This is a genomic window from Dickeya sp. NCPPB 3274 (assembly GCF_000406205.1).
Lineage (GTDB): Bacteria > Pseudomonadota > Gammaproteobacteria > Enterobacterales > Enterobacteriaceae > Dickeya > Dickeya fangzhongdai.
The window spans coordinates 1,652,741-1,670,188 of sequence record NZ_CM001979.1 but is presented as its reverse complement, the minus strand read 5'-3'; the positions used below and the strand labels follow the sequence as shown (position 1 = coordinate 1,670,188).

The following is a 17,448-nucleotide window of genomic DNA, read 5'->3' as shown; positions in this document are numbered from 1 at the left end:
GGGAGGCCCCATGATTAAATTGTTCAAAACCATCCTCAAGGCGGGCAACAGCACGGTGAAATACCCGTTCGCGCCGCTGGCGGTGCCCGCCGGATTTCGCGGCAAACCGGAGTACGACCCGGAACAGTGCATCGGCTGCGCCGCCTGTACCATGGCCTGCCCGGCCAATGCCCTGACGATGGCTAACGACCTGGACAACGGCACCCGCACCTGGCAGCTGTTCCTCGGCCGCTGCATCTTCTGCGGCCGCTGCGAAGAAGTGTGCCCGACCCGCGCCATCGTGCTGTCGCAGGAGTTCGAAATGGCGGTCGCCAGCAAGGCCGACCTGTATCAGCGCGCCACCTTCCAACTGCTGAACTGCCATGTCTGCCAGCGGCCGTTCGCGCCGCAGAAAGAGGTGGAATACGCGATGGCGCTGCTGGCGCACGCCGGGGTGCCGGAAAACGAGGTGGAGGCGCGTCGCCACCAGTTCGAAACCTGCCCGGACTGCAAACGCAAACAGAACATGAACCATCAGGGCAACGTGCGGCTGAGTCAGCACCTGCCCGCCCCGACCACTCACAAGGGGAATGCGCAATGAGTATGCTGCCCAACGGGGTCGATCACTACCACACTACCCCGATTACGCTCGACGAACAGGCCCAGCAGCTGAAAAAGACGCTGTTGAAAGATATCCAGCGCTCCGCCTACGTCTACCGCGTGGACTGCGGCGGCTGCAACGGTTGCGAGATCGAGATCTTCTCCGCCATTACGCCGCTGTTCGACGCCGAACGCTTCGGCATCAAGGTGGTGGCATCACCGCGCCACGCCGACATCCTGCTGTTTACCGGCGCGGTAACCCGCGCCATGCGAAGCCCGGCGCTGCGCGCTTATGAGTCGGCGCCAGATCCGAAAATCTGTATCTCCTACGGTGCCTGCGGCTGCGGCGGCGGCATCTTCCACGACCTGTACTGCGTGTGGGGCGGCAGCGACAAAATCGTGCCGATCGACGTCTACATCCCCGGTTGCCCGCCGACCCCGGCGGCGACGATTTACGGTTTTGCGGTGGCGCTGGGGCTGCTGGAGCAGAAACTGCACGGCAGCGACCACCAGCAGGCCGAGCACGAGAAAGCGGCGCTGATTCATCCGGCGGTGCCGCTGGATTTGCGGGTGCGGGTGGAACGGGAAGCCCGCCTGATGGCGGGGTATCGCCAGGGGCGGGAAATCAGCGACCGTTTCCTCGACTTGCTGGAAAACCAGCCGCTGGAAGGCTTTGAGCATCGCGTCAACCGTTGGCTCAACCAATATGAAGACCCGCGGCTAAACGAGATCGTCGGTCATCTGCTACAGATTTATCACGCCATGCTGCGCGGGGAGATCCTGTCATGAGCAGCGTTCGTTTTTATGCCCTGAACCGCAAGTTTCTCGACAGCCGCGACAAGGTACCGGAGCAGGCGCAGCAGGTGATGTATTACTCGCTGGCTATCGGCCATCACGTCGGCGTCATCGACTGCCTGAAACAGGTGTTGCATTGCCCGCTGGCGGAGTACGAAGGCTGGGTCGGTCAGCTAAGTGATGAGGAAGCCCGCCGCAAAATGCTGGGCTTACTGCGCTTTGGCGAAATCACCATTGACCACACCCACACCGCGCTGCTGGGCGCTGCCTTCACCGCACTGGCGGCGGGGGATCGCTACCCGGAATGGACCGCTACGCTGGTGGACTATCTGGCGGCGATGCAACGGGAACCGGCTATTTATCTGATGGTGAAACGCCTTGATGACTGAACACCCTTTACACACCGAAGCCCCTTTATATATCGAAAACATGGTGCTGACCGTCGGCAACACCCTGATGGGAGACGACGGCGCCGGCCCGCTGCTGGCGGAACGCATGAGCCAGCAGCCGGTAGCGGGCTGGTCGGTGATTGACGGCGGCGCCATTCCGGAAAATGCCGCTCACACGCTGCGGGAACTGAAGCCTCGCCGCCTGCTGGTGGTGGACGCCACCGACATGGGGTTGACGCCGGGCGCCATCCGCATCGTCGATCCGGGTCGCATCGCCGAAGACATGCTGATGAATACCCACAGCCTGCCGCTGAACTACCTGATCGACAGCCTGAAGGAAGACATTCCCGAGGTGATTTTTGTCGGCATCCAGCCTGCGCTGGTGGCGTTCTATTTTCCCATCAGCCCGGAAGTAACCCGGGCGGTGGACACCCTGTATCAGCGATTATCTGGCTGGGAGGAGAATGGCGGGTTTGAGGTGCTGGGGTAAGGCGCTCGTACGTTGACGCGGTATTGACCTGATATGGCTACGGGCGGAGCAGACGCCAGCTCCGCCCCTGGCAGACCCACGGCTTACTTCTCTTCCAGTTGCAGCACGGTATGCGCCAGGCTGACCACCGTCGCAAGACTGACATGGGTATTTTTATTCAGCGATTTATACAGGCTGGTGCGACTTTTCGCCCCCGCCTCTTTGGCTACTGTGCTGTTGCCATGTTTTTCCACCGCGATTTTCAACGCCGCTTGCAGAATTTCCGGCCGGTTTTCAATCACGGCATCATAGAAGGCGCGAGAGATGACATCAGCGAAGTTGTTTTCTCGCACCGCCAGCGTGTGGCTGACATACTCCCCTTTTTTCCGCAATTCCGACGCGGAAATCTTAATATCCGGCGACCATTCCAGCGCGCCATCCGGCAGCAGCCCAAACTTGATAAATAGGCCGGCGTTCGAAAATACCGGGCTGGAGGCATATTGATAAAGATTGATGTCGCACACCAAACCATCCTCATAGGTCAGGCGCAACGAAAAGTCGCCAATAACGTCAACTTCCACGATTTTATGCATAAATGCCTCACAATTTTCCCGGATTTCTCCCCACTACCGCCCGCTCCCACATACTCAGCAGTTGTTCCCGATGGGCTCTGATATGTGCAAGCGCCATCTTGCGCTTGTTATTCGGCAGATATCCTTCGATCTCTGTTCCAGTACGAATGCTGATGATCAGCTCATGGTTGCCATAACAGACATGAACGTGCGGCAAGTGGTGCCGATCATCATATCCCCTTCATACTTCAAGTTGCAGGTGTGTTGGCTGCCCTCACTCACCCCGGTCACTTACTGATGTAAGCTCCCGGGGATTCCCTCGGTTGCCGCCTTCCCGCAACTCGAATTATTTTGGGTATAAGAAGGTACAAATGGAAAATCAGCCCCGCCAGTCTGTCAATCTCAGGCATTGGCACTCCTTATCAATGAACAGAGTAACACTGTATCCCATGGGATACAATCATCCTATTTCAGTCTTACCACCTGCAAAAGGCTCCATGTTGATTTCATTAAAAAATAAAAAACTATTGCGCACCGCTGAAATGTGCGGGTAAAGCGCCATCGCGCTGAAGACACAATAAAGGCCGGACTTTCTAACCTCGATAGGCAGTTTTCAGAGCTGGAACGCGCCTCGCAACAGCGTGGTTTTTCTCTGCCTGTCGCGGTGGTCTGCATCGCGCCGGGCGCACGTCGTCAAATCTGCCGAACCTCGTCGACTGACACTCGTCACCGGCTGGTCACAGGCGGTCTTTTCCCAAGAAAATCACTTTAAATTATTTAAAAATCAAATTGATAAACCATAAGCATTCATTCTGGCATAAACCCTGCTTTATATAGGGTGATGTGTCGGCGGGCCGAGCCTTCGACATAACCCTTAGTCCATCAGAGCCGCGGAAGGAGACCCTGTCATGAACCGGTTCGTTTTAGCAGACCCCAGGAAATGTATTGGCTGCCGCACCTGCGAAGTCGCCTGCGTGCTGGCGCACAGCGACGGCAACCCGTCGTCGCTGTCGCCAGAACATTTCACACCGCGCCTGAAAGTGGTGAAGGGGCTGAATGTCAGCACCACGATTCAATGCCGCCACTGTGAAGACGCGCCCTGCGCCAATGTTTGCCCTAACGGGGCGATCGTACACGCCGGCGATCATATCCGGGTGCAGCAGGAAAAATGCATTGGTTGCAAAACCTGCGTAGTGGCCTGCCCGTACGGCGCCATGACGGTGATCAGTAAACCGGTGGCGCGTATCAGCCATTATCAGACACTGGGTAACTGCATTAAGGCGGAGGCGCACAAGTGCGACCTATGCGAAGGGCGCGCCAACGGCCCGGCCTGTGTCGAAGTCTGCCCGACCAAAGCCTTGCGCCTGATCAGCCGGGAAGACATTCAGGAGATGATCCAACGTAAACAGCGGCGCGCAGCACTCGATGAAGCCGCGGAAATGAAATTCTGAGCGTGCCGTCGGTACGATGAAGGAGAGCAATGTCATGCAGAAAGTGATTACCGTCTGCCCTTACTGTGGGTCAGGCTGCAAAATTAACCTGTTGGTGGAAAACGGCAAAGTAGTCGGCGCGGAAGGCGCCAACGGCCTGACCAACGAAGGCGAACTATGCCTGAAAGGCTATTACGGCTGGGATTTTCTCAACGACACCAAGCTGTTAACCCCGCGACTGAAGCAACCGATGATCCGCCGCCAGAAAGGCGCGCCGTTTGAGGTAGTGTCCTGGGACGAAGCTATCGACTTCGCCAGTTCCCGCCTGAAAGCCATCAAGGAGAAATACGGTCCGGACGCCATCATGCACACTGGTTCTTCCCGCGGGCCGGGCAACGAAACCAACTATGTGATGCAAAAATTCGCCCGCGCGGTCACCGGCACCAACAACATCGACTGCTGCGCCCGCGTTTGCCACGGCCCGTCAGTCTCCGGCCTGCAGGTGACGCTGGGCAACGGCGCGATGAGTAACTCGATCTGCGAAATCGAACACACCGACTGCATTCTGGTGTTCGGTTACAACGCCGCCGACTCTCACCCGATTGTGGCGCGCCGCATCATCAAGGCCAAAGAACGCGGCGCCAAAATCATCGTCTGCGACCCGCGTCATATCGAAACCGCCCGTATCGCCGACCTGTGGCTACCGCTGAAAAACGGCTCCAACATGGCGCTGGTCAACGCCTTCGCCAACGTGCTGATCAATGAAGGGCTGTATAACGCGAATTTCGTGGCCCAGCATACCGAAGGGTTCGAGGAATACCGCAATCTGGTGGTGAAATACACGCCGGAATACGTGGCGGACATCACCGGTCTCGACCCGCAGTTGATCCGCGACGCCATCCGCCTGTACGCGGCCGCGCCGTCCGCCACCATTCTGTGGGGCATGGGCGTCACCCAGTGGACCCAGGGTGTGGATGTGGTGAAAGGCTTGTCCGGTCTGGCGTTGCTGACTGGCAACCTCGGCCGCCCGAATGTCGGCGTCGGCCCGGTACGCGGTCAGAACAACGTGCAGGGCGCCTGCGATATGGGCGCCCTGCCGAACCAGTTCCCCGGCTACCAGCAAGTCACCGACGCGGACGTGCGCGAAAAATTCGCCAAAGCCTGGGGCGTGCCGTCGCTGTCCGACCGCATCGGCTACTCGCTGACCGACGTGCCGCACATGATCAAAGAAGGCAAGATCAAGGCCAATTACCTGATGGGTGAAGACCCACTGCAGACCGAACCGGACCTGTCGGTGGTGCGCGAAACCTTCAACCAGTTGGAACTACTGATCGTTCAGGACATCTTCATGACCAAGACCGCCGCCGTGGCGGACGTGATCTTCCCCGCGACGTCCTGGGGCGAACATGAAGGGGTGTATTCCGCCGCCGACCGTGGTTTCCAGCGTTTCTACAAGGCGGTGGAGCCGCAGGGCAACGTCAAGCCGGACTGGGAAATCATCAGTCTGATGGCGACCGCTCTGGGTTACCCGATGCATTACAACAACACTCAGGAAATCTGGGATGAGCTGCGCAATCTGTGCCCGCTCTACTACGGCGCCACCTACGAGAAAATGGCCGGTCTGGGCTATATACCGTGGCCGTGTCTGACCGAAGACAGCCCGGGCACGCCGTGGCTGTATGCCGGCAACCAGTTCGACCGCCCGAACGGCAAAGGCTTGCTGTTCGCGACAGAATGGCACCCGCCGATGGAACAAACCGACGCCAACTACCCGCTGGTGCTCTCCACGGTGCGCGAAGTCGGTCACTACTCCTGCCGTTCCATGACCGGCAACTGTACTGCGCTGCAAACGCTGGCGGACGAACCGGGCTACGTGCAGATGAACCCGGAAGACGCCGCCCGTCTCGGCATTCGCGATCAGCAACTGACGTGGGTGGCGTCACGCCGCGGCAAGGTGATCAGCCGGGCGATGGTCAGCGAGCGCATCAATAAAGGCGCGGTTTACATGACCTACCAGTGGTGGATCGGCGCCTGCAACGAGCTGACGCTGGACGAAGTGGACCCGATCGCCAAGACGCCGGAATACAAGCACTGCGCGGTGAAATTGGAACCGATCGCCGACCAGAACTGGGCGGAGAACTACGTCACACAGGAGTACAGCGCGCTGAAAGCCCGTCTGCGTAAAGAAGCGGAAGTGGCAGGTTGATCCCTACCCCTCCTCCCCGAACGGGGAGGAGGGTTTTTTCAGACCCTGTCACCACCTCATCGCCTTAATCAGGAAATCCCTTCGATTTCCCGGGCGGAAATCCCCATACGCTGCATCCGCGACAACAATGTGGTGCGTTTAAGCCCGAGCCGGGCGGCGGCGCCTTTCGGGCCGGCGACGATGCCATTGGTTTCTCGCAATACCCGGATAATCCGCTCGCGCTCCGATTCCTCTTCGGCATCCAACTGCCCGGATGACGGCTCGGCCGCCACTGGCGGCGGCGTAAAATCGCGGTGCGCCGGTTTGGGCACCGCCAACGGCGACAGATGATGCTGCAATTCATCTATCTGCAAATTAAGCGTGGTGCCGCGCGTCAGGATCACCGCCCGCTCTACCACGTTTTCCAGTTCCCGCACGTTGCCGGGCCACGGTAAACGGCTCAGCTGACGCAACATGTCGGACGGAATGCTGTCGATGGTGCGGTTCATGCGACGGGCGATCTTGCGGGTGAAAAACTTCACCAGCAGCGGAATATCTTCCGGCCGCTCGCGCAACGGCGGAATGACGATGGGAAACACGTTGAGCCGGTAATAAAGGTCGCTGCGGTACTCGCGGTCCGCCACCATCTGTTTCAGGTCGCGGTTGGTGGCGGCAATCAACCGCACATCCACCGGAATGACTTTGCTGCCGCCCAGCCGCTCTATCTCCCGCTCCTGCAACACCCGCAGCAGTTTGGGCTGCAATTCCAGTGGGATATCGCCCACTTCATCCAGAAACAGCGTGCTGTTATCCGCCAGTTCAAACCGCCCCTGACGTTGGCTGGTGGCGCCGGTAAAGGCGCCCTTTTCATGGCCGAACAGGTCGCTTTCCAGCAGGCCGGACGGAATGGCGGCGCAGTTCATTTTCACCATATGCTGGGCTTTACGCTGGCTCAGGCTATGGATAGCGCGGGCAATCAACTCCTTGCCGGTGCCGGTTTCACCCAAAATCAGCACCGTGCTGTCGCTGGCCGCCACCATCTCCACCTGTTCCAGCACCTGCCGGATGGCGGCGCTGCGGCCGATGATTTCGCCGAACTCGTCGCCGCTGCGCTGATGAATATGCTCGGTCAGTTGTTCCGTCAGGTAGAAATTCTCATGCACCAGCGAATCTTTCATGCGGGTGATCTGCTCATAGGCCAGCGCGTTATCCAGCGCAATGGCGATACGCGCGGCAATCTGCCGCAGCAGCCGGAGATCCGCTTCGCTGACCGCCAGCGCTGAGCGGTGCGCCAGCTCCAGCACCCCCAACGTCCGGTTGCCAAACGCCAGCGGCAACAGGCAGACGTGAGACAACGCATTGTCAAACCACTGACTAAGCGGGCGCGGTTCGCCGGCCTGGGGGCGCTCCGCCACCCGTACCAGTTGCGGCTGATGCTGCGCCATCACGCCGTCTGCCAGCGTTTGCGCCCGCTCCACCTCGCCTTGCACCGTTTTCGGCGCGCCAGCCTGCGGGTAGACGGTGGCGAGATACTTGAGCGCTTGCGCTTCGCCCTCGCCTTCTTTTAATACCAGCGCGATAAAATCGATGCCGAAGAAACGGTGGATTTCGCGCGACACCTCCAGCGCCAGCGCCTTCAGCTCCAGTTTGGAAATCACGGTATTGGTGACATCCACCAGAATGCGCAGATGGTCGCGCTCATGGCGCAACCGCTCCTCTTCTTGCAGCACCTGCTCGCGTTCGCTAATGTTTTCCACCACCAGCGCCACCACGCCGGCCAGCGCCTGGAAAAAATCGAGTTCGTTATCGGTGAAACGGCTGCCGTCGGTCTTGAGAAATTCAACCCCGCCCAGCCCGCGGTGCGTGCCGCGCAGCGGCAACTGACAATAATCGCTCAGTCCGGCGTAGGCCGGCTGGTCGGTCAGGTGGGGAAAATCGCGCAGGAAGTGCGTGCGATCGCAATGCAGCGGGGTCTGAGTGCTCCACACCACCCCGCCGGGGCCGTTCGCCAGCAGAATCGCCTCTTCGCTGCACTGGGTAAGCCCGGATTCGCGGTCGTGGCGGTAGAAATTCATCTGGTTATGCAGCGGATCAAGCAGGATCAGATTAACCCGGCCGAAGCGCACCACTGAAAACGACACGCCATCCAGCGCCCGCAACAGGTCGGGAATGTTGCGCTGTTGCAACAGTGACTGAGAAATTTTCAGCAAGGCATCCTGCCACAGAATAGACAGCCGGGACGGAGAGTCTGTCAGTCGTGTCGCCATAACCACCGTAATCCAATTTCCATAGATAGTGTGGGGAAATAGTGTAAGAGCTTCACTGACGAAATGACACGTCGCCTCACCAATAGCTTGATCTGAATCGTGCTAAACCGGAGCACGCCGGCAACAAGCGGTTACCGGATGAGCGATTGCCGCCTGTCGCGGCAGATAATAATAAGAACCGTTTACTATTGTGGGCGTATTTTATACAGAAACCATGACCAATGTTTGCGAAGGAAATATTGTCTTCGCGCATCTCATCGCGCTGAATTGGTTAAAACATCGCCATATAAAAACCAAACCCCAACACTCCATTTACATCCAGAAAGAAGAAAATAACATTTGTGGTCCTATCCAATGCAATTAAAGCAGGTCATTAAAATTACTGTTGTTTTTATTCAATTACGATCCGGTTTTTTCGTATTACGCCAGATTATATTTTCATAAATAGAAGGGTAATTACTGTTTATTAATCACCCATGTCATCAACCAATAATAAAACCGTGAAGGGATAAAAATAGTTCAGCGGAAATTATTGGATTTATTGCTGACTCAGATGAAGATATAAAAAAAAGTTATGATTAACCCAAAAACCACTTGCCACCTTACGAGTCATTAAATTTAACCAATTGATAAATATAGGTTTATATTGACATATACACCTGGGATTTGTGCGGGCTTTAGCCATAATCAGCAGGGAAATAACGCATTTTTGACCTCATTCAGTGATGCATTTCATTTTATCAGCAGAAAAAAAGGGCAAAAATCCGATTTCGTTGTAATATTTCGCGCGGCAGACACAACACCCCACAAACAAATCAGGGTATCGGCCTGCGTATGTCTCACGACATCTCTGACCGCTACGCTGCAATAACACTGTGTGTTGTCTGAATACATTCATCAACATGAGGTTAATATGCAAAGGCAGAAGTTATTAATACAGATATGCTTGGCGATCGTGCTCGGTATTCTGATTGGTTGGGCATGCCACAACAATCTGGACAGCGCCCGCGCCAAAGAGGTAGCGTCTTACTTCAATATGGTCACCGACATCTTCCTGCGTCTGATCAAGATGATCATCGCGCCGCTGGTGTTCGCCACTCTGGTCTCCGGTCTGGCCAGCATGGGCAACTCTTCTGCCGTGGGCCGCGTCGGCCTGAAAGCTATGACCTGGTTCGTTACCGCGTCTTTCCTGTCGCTGCTGATCGGCATGATGCTGGCGAACTTCTTCCAGCCGGGCGTCGGCATGAATCTGGTCGCGCCGGTCAACCATGTCACCACCGGTCTGAATACCGATGGCTTCACGCTGAAAAACTTCATCAGCCATATCTTCCCGAAAAGCATCGTGGAAGCGATGGCCAACAACGAAATCCTGCAGATTCTGGTGTTCTCACTGTTCTTCGGTTCTGCGCTGGCTTACGTTAAACACCATAACAAACAGGCCAACTTCATTCTGTCCACTATCGAAGAACTGGCCAAAGTGATGTTCCGCGTGACCGACTACGTGATGGCGCTGGCGCCGATCGCCGTGTTCGCCGCCATCGCGTCCGCCATCACCACTCAGGGTCTGGGCCTGATCTACGACTTCGGCAAGCTGATCGGCGAGTTCTATCTCGGTCTGGCGCTGCTGTGGGCGGTGCTGCTCCTGGTGGGCTACGCGTTCCTTGGCCGCTCCATCGCGGTGCTGGCTCGTCTGATTCGCGAACCCACCATGCTGGCGTTCGCCACCGCCAGCAGCGAGTCGGCCTACCCGAAAACCATGGATGCCCTGACACGTTTCGGCGTACCGAAGAAGATCACCAGCTTTGTGCTGCCGCTGGGTTACTCCTTCAACCTGGACGGCTCCATGATGTACCAGTCGTTCGCTATCCTGTTCATCGCTCAGGCGTACAATATTGACCTGAGTCTGACCCAGCAGATCCTGATCCTGCTGACGCTGATGATCACCAGTAAAGGCATGGCGGGCGTCGCGCGCGCCTCCGTAGTGGTGGTAGCCGCCACCCTGCCGATGTTCAGCCTGCCGGAAGCCGGTATCCTGCTGATTCTGGGTATCGACCAGTTCCTGGATATGGGCCGTACCGCGACCAACGTTATCGGCAACAGCATCTCGACCGCCGTGGTGGCCAGTCTGGAAAAAGACATCACCGACGACGAGGAAGAGCCTGAGGCGGAAGTGGTGCTGCAACAGGCCAGACAAGACGCCTGACCGTTCCCGGAAACAGCTTAGTTCGTCAATCAAACAGCGGCCCTGCGGCCGCTGTTTTTTATTGCGCCGAACGCGGCGCGGTCATCGCCCGCCAGAATGACTCCGACGCCACGTTAAGCCGCGCATCCAGCCGGTACAGATACACCTGCATCTTCATCACCGCCTGATCCAGTTTCAGCACCGTCAGCTCCTTGTGCGCCAGCTCATCGCGGATGGAATAATCCGGCAGCCAGGCGATGCCGTGGCCTTGCTTCGCCATACGTTTGAGCAAGTCGCTCATCGAGGAGACAAAACTCACGGTAAACCGCTCGGGCGCCAGCGTGGAAAGATAGCGGTTGACCTGACGCCCCATGTAGCTGGTGTCGGTGTAATTGAGCAGCGGTAGCCCGGCGGCACGGATATCAAACAACGGTTTGCCGGCTGCATCGCAGGCGCAAACCGGGTACAGGGTGGAATCCATGATGCGGGTATGGCGAAACGGTTCCGACATCAGTTCCTCGTTGTAAAACGAAAAAATAAAATCGCTGCGCCCTTCTTTCAGATTGAGTACCGCATCATCCACATCGATGGATTCAACATAGAAAATCTTCTCCTGCCGATCCGGCACGGTTTTGAGCAACTCCGGCATCACAAACACCGACAGCGAATGCGCCGCCGCAATCGTGATCTTGTTCTTGTAATGGCTGCCGCCGTGCAGTTTGTGAATCTGGTATTCCAGATCGTCGAGGGTGTTGCGGATATGGGCGTGAAAAATCTTGCCCGGTTCGGTCAGTTGCAACGGCTGGGCGCCGCGGTCGAAAATATCGAACCCCACCGCCTCTTCCAGCGCCCGGATTCGTCGGCTGAATGACGACTGGGAAATGTTGCGCGTCTCGGCTGCCAGCGTAAAACTGCGGTGCTCCTCCAGTGCGATAAAATCGTATAACCATTTGGTTTCAATGTTATTTAGCATCGACTCTCACCTTTCCGAAAAACGCATTACGCGCATAATGCCAGTACAGTTATGCAAAACATACATAGAGGATGGGAATTTCGCAATTCACATTTCCGGGCGCTGTGCGATGATTTTTCCACTCCAACATCACCATCAATGAGGCGGAAAACGTGAATCCTGTAGTCGGCATTCTTGGCGGCATGGGACCCGGTGCGACCGTGGATGCCATGCAAAAACTCATCCGGCATACTCCGGCCAGAAAGGATCAGGAACATATTCCGATGATCGCGGTTTCTATCCCGGATATTCCCGATCGTACCCAATGTATTCTCAATCACAGCGCCTCACCGCTGAAGAAAATGGTGGAGTACATGAAAATTCTGGAGAGAGCCGGCGCGACCTGCATCATCATTCCCTGCAACACCGCGCATTACTGGTTTGAGGATTTGAAGCGGCATACCCAGTTGGAGATGATCAGCATTATTGATGCTACCTGTCAGCAGGTGGCTGAGCAGCGCGTCCGTCACGTCGCCATCCTGGCCACCACCGCCACCGTGCGCGGCGAAATTTACCAGCACGCACTGGCCGATCAGCAGGTACGCTGTACATTACCGACCGACGAGCAGCAGGACGCGGTGATGAACAGTATCTACGCCTACAAGGCGGGCGATGCCGCGCAAGCCCGGACGCTGCTGCTGCCGGTGGTCGACTCGCTGCGGCAGCGGGGCGTGGAAAAAATCATTCTGGGTTGTACCGAACTGCCGCTGATTCTGGAGCCGGAAGCCGTCGCCGAGCCAGACGCCTATCTGGATGCCACCGATGCGCTGATCAGAAAAACCATCGCCTGGTATTACCAGCAGGTAACGCATCCGCCGGTCGCAGCGTAATTTTTCTCTGTCGGTCGCAGTCTACTGTCGCCAGCCTTTGTTATGATAACGCCAGGTGACAATACAGGGACTGATTAACAGAGAATCATGAAAGCGAAACCAGTAACGCTCAATGACGTGGCGGCTTACGCCGGTGTATCGTACCAGACAGTCTCCCGGGTGCTGAATCAGGCGCCTCATGTCTCGGATCGTACCCGGGGAAAAGTGGAGCAGGCGATGGCCGCGCTCCACTACATCCCCAACCGGGTGGCCCAGCAGCTGGCGCGCCGCAGCGCCACCACCATCGGGCTGGCGACCATCGACCTGTCGCTGCACGCGCCTTCCCAAATTGCCGCCGCGATTAAAACCACCGCCAGCGAACTGGGATTCAACGTAGTGATATCCATGCTGCGCGCCGTCGATGGCAATGACGTTCAGCGTGCGGTCAATGAACTGCTGGCGCAACGGGTGGACGGCGTGATCGTCAACGTGCCGCTGGAACAGGAAGCGGCGGAGCAAATCCACCAGTTGTGCGCCGCCACGCCGGCGCTGTTTCTCGACACCGCCCCCGCCGCCGACCTGCCGAGCGTGATATTCGACCCGCATCAGGGCACCAAATTGGCTATCGATCATCTGGTGGAACTGGGCCATCGCCGGATTGCCTTGCTTGCCGGCCCGCAAAGTTCGGTATCCGCCCGGCTGCGTTATGAAGGCTGGCAACAGGCGCTTGCGGCCCATCTGCTGGCGCCCTGCGCCATGGCGGAAGGCGACTGGAGCGCCAGTTCCGGCTATCAGCAGGCGCATCTGTTGCTGGCGAATGCGGTTCGCCCGACCGCCATTGCCGTCGCCAACGATCAAATGGCGCTGGGCGTTCTGCGGGCCATCCACGAGTATGGCCTGCGCGTACCGGAACAGATCTCGGTGATCGGCTTTGACGACACCCGCGACAGCGCCTATTTCCAGCCGCCGTTGACCACCATCCGTCAGGACTTCCGGCAACTGGGCCGGGAAAGCGTCAACCGGCTGCTGGAATGCCTGCAACACCTGCACACCCCCGCCCCGCTGCGACTGAAAACCACGCTGATCCCCCGTCAGACCACCGCCGCCTGGCAACCCTCCATCTTGTCGCCGCAGGATGTGGCGCTACAGCTGATTACACTGGCGCGGCAATTACAACGCTAATCCATTTTCCCGAGGCCGGTTGGTTTTGTGATCGGCACCGCTTTCCGGCGCCCTTACGCTTTACTCACGCCCGGTAAGCCGCGATCCTGCCAATAAAATTGTGAGCGGATAACAATTTCTGTTCATCCGCCAGTCAGGCGCTTTCAGCCACTCATTTTCAGCCAATACAAGGAAAGCCTGCTTTATGTCCACTGCTTCCGCTTACGTTCCTCTAGCCGGTATCTCGCTGGCGGATATTCTGGCCAGACGCGATTGGGAAAACCCGGCTTGTCCTCACGCTCGCCGGCTGGACGCCCACCCGCCGTTTTCCAGCTGGCGCAGCCTTGACGCTGCGCGTGACGACCAGCCTTCCGATCGGCGTCAGTGGCTGAATGGCGCATGGACCTTCAGCTATTTCCCGCGCCCGGAGGCGGTACCGGAGCAGTGGCTGACGCAGGATCTGACCGACGCTGACGCTATCGTTGTGCCATCCAACTGGCAGTTGGCGGGCTACGACGCGCCGATTTACACCAACGTCAAATACCCGATACCGGTCAATCCGCCGTTCGTACCGCAAGACAACCCCACCGGTTGTTATTCGCTCACATTTTCAGTTAACGCCGACTGGCTGGCGCAGGGCCAGACCCGCATCGTGTTCGACGGCGTGAACTCCGCCTTTCACCTGTGGTGCAACGGCAAATGGGTCGGCTATTCCCAGGACAGCCGTCTACCGGCGGAGTTCGACCTGACGCCCTGCCTGCAGCCGGGAGAAAACCGGCTGGCGGTGATGGTGCTGCGCTGGTCTGACGGCACCTATCTGGAAGATCAGGACATGTGGCGCATGAGCGGCATTTACCGTGATGTCTACCTGCTGCATAAACCGGCGGTGCATCTGCGCGATGTGCAGATCACTACCCCGCTACGCCACAGCTACACGCAGGGCACGCTGTGCGTTACCGCGCAGGCTACTCTGCCGGAAGAACAGGCGCAGACGTGGCAACTGTATGTGCAGCTGTGGCGCGGCGGGCAACTGGTGGGTGAAAGCCGCGCGCCGTTCGGCACGCCGGCGGTCGATGAACGCGGCGCCTACCATGACCGAGTCAGCCTGCAACTGGAGGTAGAACGGCCCGCACTGTGGAGCGCGGAAGCACCCAATCTGTATCGGGCGGTAGTCGCGCTGGAGCGCGCCGACGGCACGCTGGCGGAAGCGGAAGCTTATGACGTCGGCTTTCGCGAGGTCGCCATCCGTAACGGCCTGCTGCTGCTCAATGGTCAGCCGCTGCTGATTCGCGGCGTCAACCGCCATGAACACCACCCGCAACGCGGTCAGGCCATCGATGAGGCGACCATGCGGCAGGATATTCTGTTAATGAAGCAGCACAACTTCAACGCGGTGCGCTGTTCCCACTATCCCAATCATCCGTTGTGGTATCGGCTATGCGACCGCTATGGCCTGTACGTGGTGGACGAAGCCAACATCGAGACTCACGGCATGCAGCCGATGAGCCGCCTGTCTGACGACCCACGCTGGCTGCCGGCTTATGCCGAGCGCGTCACCCGCATGGTACAGCGCGATCGCAATCATCCCTGCATCATCATCTGGTCGCTGGGCAACGAGTCCGGCTACGGCCCTACCCACAGCGCGCTCTACCAGTGGGTGAAGCAGCAAGACCAGAGTCGGCCGGTGCAATACGAAGGCGGCGGCGCCAACACGCCCGCCACCGATATTCTGTGCCCGATGTACGCCCGGGTGGATCAGGACCAGCCGTTCCCGGCGGTGCCGAAGTGGTCGATCAAAAAATGGATCGGTCTGCCGGGAGAAAACCGGCCGCTGATTCTGTGTGAATACGCGCACGCCATGGGCAACAGCTTTGGCGGGTTCGACCGTTACTGGCGGGCGTTCCGTCAGTATCCGCGACTGCAAGGCGGCTTCGTCTGGGACTGGGTGGATCAGGCGCTGGTGCGTGAGCAGGATGGTAAACCACATTGGGCTTACGGCGGCGATTTCGGCGATAAACCCAACGACCGTCAATTCTGCCTCAACGGCCTGGTGTTCCCTGACCGCACGCCGCACCCGTCGCTGTACGAAGCCCAGCGCGCCCAGCAATTTTTCCAGTTCACCCGCCATGAGGACAGCCCGCTGACGCTGACTGTCGCCAGCGAATACCTGTTCCGTCATAGCGATAACGAGGAACTGCACTGGCGCATCATGCAGGATGACGTCCAACTGGCGTCAGGCGTGGTGCCGCTCACTATCGCACCGCAGGGCTGCCAGACCCTCATTCTGCTCGACCGGTTGCCTGCGCCGCAACATCACGCCGATATGTGGCTGACGGTGGAGGTGGTTCAGCCGAGCGCGACTGACTGGTCGCCCGCCGGGCACCGCTGCGCCTGGGATCAATGGCCGCTGCCGATGCCGCTGGCGTACCCGGCGTCACGCCGCGACGACGGCGCCTGTCCAACCCTGACTCGGGATGATGACCGTTTCGATATCAGCCACGGCCAGCAACGCTGGAGCTTCGACAAACGAAGCGGTCTGCTGACGCAGTGGTGGCGCGACGGGCAACCGCAGTTGCTCAGTCCGTTGCAGGACAATCTGACGCGCGCGCCGCTGGATAACGACATCGGCATCAGCGAAGTGGACCGCATCGACCCGAACGCCTGGGTGGAGCGCTGGAAGCTGGCCGGGCTGTATCAGTATGAGACCGACTGCCGGCAGATCCGCGCCGACACGCTCAGCGACGGCGTGCTGATCACCACCGAACACGTCGGCCATTATCAGCAACAGGTGCTGTTCATCAGTCGCAAACAGTGGCGTATTGACGCACAAGGCGTGTTGACGGTGAATGTCGAAGTGGACGTTGCCCGTCACCTGCCGCCGCTGGCGCGCATCGGCCTCTGCGGTCAACTGGCGGCGGTCAACCCACAGGTAAGCTGGCTGGGGCTGGGTCCGCACGAAAACTATCCCGACCGCCGCCTCGCCGCGCTGCACGGCCGCTGGCAGCAACCGCTGGAAGCGATGCACACGCCGTACATTTTCCCATCGGAAAACGGCCTGCGCTGCCACACCCGTGAACTGCGCTACGGTAACTGGCTGATTGAAGGCGACTTCCATTTCGGTATCGGCCGCTACAGTCTGCGACAGTTGATGGATTGCACCCACCAGCATCTGTTGCAGCCGGAGCCGGGCACCTGGCTAAATCTGGACGGCTTTCACATGGGCATCGGCGGCGACGACTCCTGGAGCCCAAGCGTCGCGCCGGATTTCCTGCTGACCGCGCCCCGCTACCGTTACCAGTTACAACTGCGGCTGCAATAATCCCGCCGGACCGGCAGCATCACGCTGCTGCCGGTCCGCCGTTTTAGCACGACGACGCAACGTAAAACGCAGTTCAATCAAGACGATCGTGTGAAAAAGTCGGCATATTGCGCATTCCCTCGCCAAACGCGTCAAAAATGTGGTTTACACCTTTGACATGCACGGCAGACCCCGTTATTATGCGCCCCGTTCAAGCGATTCCTCTGTAGTTCAGTCGGTAGAACGGCGGACTGTTAATCCGTATGTCACTGGTTCGAGTCCAGTCAGAGGAGCCAAATT

Annotated in this window: 13 protein-coding genes, 1 tRNA gene and 1 pseudogene; 11 read left to right on the top strand and 4 right to left on the bottom strand. The window is 58.4% G+C overall.

The features are described 5' to 3' along the window. The first annotated feature begins 10 nt into the window (after positions 1–10). Genes hyfH through hycI form a run of 4 tightly spaced genes read left to right on the top strand, consistent with a single transcriptional unit; the run spans position 11 to position 2,253 of the window. Positions 11–580 carry a hydrogenase 4 subunit H gene (gene hyfH, locus DXX3274_RS08005; RefSeq protein ID WP_039691199.1) on the top strand — a complete coding sequence of 190 codons (570 nt, stop codon included), beginning with the start codon at positions 11–13 and terminating at the stop codon, positions 578–580. Next, positions 577–1,368, top strand: a complete 792-nt coding sequence (locus DXX3274_RS08000) for an NADH-quinone oxidoreductase subunit B family protein (protein WP_038660225.1) — start codon at positions 577–579, stop codon at positions 1,366–1,368. Before hyfH ends, DXX3274_RS08000 begins: the two co-directional genes overlap by 4 nt. Further along, positions 1,365–1,763 (top strand): formate hydrogenlyase maturation HycH family protein, encoded by a 399-nt coding sequence (locus tag DXX3274_RS07995; protein ID WP_042859346.1) that lies wholly within the window; start codon positions 1,365–1,367, stop codon positions 1,761–1,763. Before DXX3274_RS08000 ends, DXX3274_RS07995 begins: the two co-directional genes overlap by 4 nt. Beyond that, positions 1,756–2,253, top strand: a complete 498-nt coding sequence (hycI, locus tag DXX3274_RS07990; RefSeq protein ID WP_042859345.1) for a hydrogenase maturation peptidase HycI — start codon at positions 1,756–1,758, stop codon at positions 2,251–2,253. The genes DXX3274_RS07995 and hycI overlap by 8 nt, the downstream gene beginning before the upstream one ends. 83 nt (positions 2,254–2,336) lie before the next feature. Here the strand turns inward: hycI and DXX3274_RS07985 are convergent, their stop codons facing one another. Next, positions 2,337–2,825, bottom strand: a complete 489-nt coding sequence (locus DXX3274_RS07985; protein ID WP_042859344.1) for a DNA-binding protein — start codon at positions 2,823–2,825, stop codon at positions 2,337–2,339. 7 nt (positions 2,826–2,832) lie between these two features. Further along, positions 2,833–3,024 (bottom strand): annotated as a pseudogene (locus DXX3274_RS22740) (DUF4160 domain-containing protein); the annotation flags it as partial. A 688-nt stretch (positions 3,025–3,712) separates the two neighbouring features. On the opposite strand from DXX3274_RS22740, the gene DXX3274_RS07980 reads away from it, so the two are divergent. Next, entirely contained in the window at positions 3,713–4,255 is a 543-nt protein-coding gene (locus DXX3274_RS07980; protein ID WP_013317225.1) for a 4Fe-4S dicluster domain-containing protein, read from the top strand. Between the two features lie 34 nt (positions 4,256–4,289). Continuing rightward, a complete protein-coding gene (fdhF, locus tag DXX3274_RS07975) occupies positions 4,290–6,440 on the top strand; it encodes a formate dehydrogenase subunit alpha (RefSeq protein WP_042859343.1) in 2,151 nt (716 codons plus the stop codon). Between the two features lie 68 nt (positions 6,441–6,508). Here the strand turns inward: fdhF and flhA are convergent, their stop codons facing one another. Continuing rightward, on the bottom strand, positions 6,509–8,686 hold the full coding sequence (flhA, locus tag DXX3274_RS07970; protein WP_050569832.1) for a formate hydrogenlyase transcriptional activator FlhA: 2,178 nt from the start codon (positions 8,684–8,686) through the stop codon (positions 6,509–6,511). 913 nt (positions 8,687–9,599) lie between these two features. Here flhA and DXX3274_RS07965 point away from each other — a divergent pair. Further along, on the top strand, positions 9,600–10,889 hold the full coding sequence (locus tag DXX3274_RS07965; protein WP_042859342.1) for a dicarboxylate/amino acid:cation symporter: 1,290 nt from the start codon (positions 9,600–9,602) through the stop codon (positions 10,887–10,889). Positions 10,890–10,947: 58 nt separating this feature from the next. Here the strand turns inward: DXX3274_RS07965 and hypT are convergent, their stop codons facing one another. After that, positions 10,948–11,841 carry a hypochlorite stress DNA-binding transcriptional regulator HypT gene (gene hypT / locus DXX3274_RS07960; protein ID WP_038660250.1) on the bottom strand — a complete coding sequence of 298 codons (894 nt, stop codon included), beginning with the start codon at positions 11,839–11,841 and terminating at the stop codon, positions 10,948–10,950. 152 nt (positions 11,842–11,993) lie between these two features. Between hypT and DXX3274_RS07955 the strand changes: the two genes are divergently transcribed. The 4 genes from DXX3274_RS07955 to DXX3274_RS07940 all read left to right on the top strand — a co-directional run bounded on the left by DXX3274_RS07955 (position 11,994) and on the right by DXX3274_RS07940 (position 17,444). Further along, positions 11,994–12,710: an aspartate/glutamate racemase family protein gene (locus DXX3274_RS07955; protein WP_042859341.1), complete on the top strand. Its 717-nt coding sequence runs from the start codon at positions 11,994–11,996 to the stop codon at positions 12,708–12,710. Positions 12,711–12,797: 87 nt separating this feature from the next. Further along, a complete protein-coding gene (locus DXX3274_RS07950) occupies positions 12,798–13,871 on the top strand; it encodes a LacI family DNA-binding transcriptional regulator (RefSeq protein WP_042859340.1) in 1,074 nt (357 codons plus the stop codon). A 184-nt stretch (positions 13,872–14,055) separates the two neighbouring features. Beyond that, complete coding sequence (locus DXX3274_RS07945) at positions 14,056–17,169, top strand: beta-galactosidase (RefSeq protein ID WP_042859339.1); 3,114 nt, start codon at positions 14,056–14,058, stop codon at positions 17,167–17,169. A gap of 199 nt (positions 17,170–17,368) precedes the next feature. Then, a tRNA-Asn gene (locus tag DXX3274_RS07940) sits at positions 17,369–17,444 on the top strand. Positions 17,445–17,448: the final 4 nt, after the last annotated feature.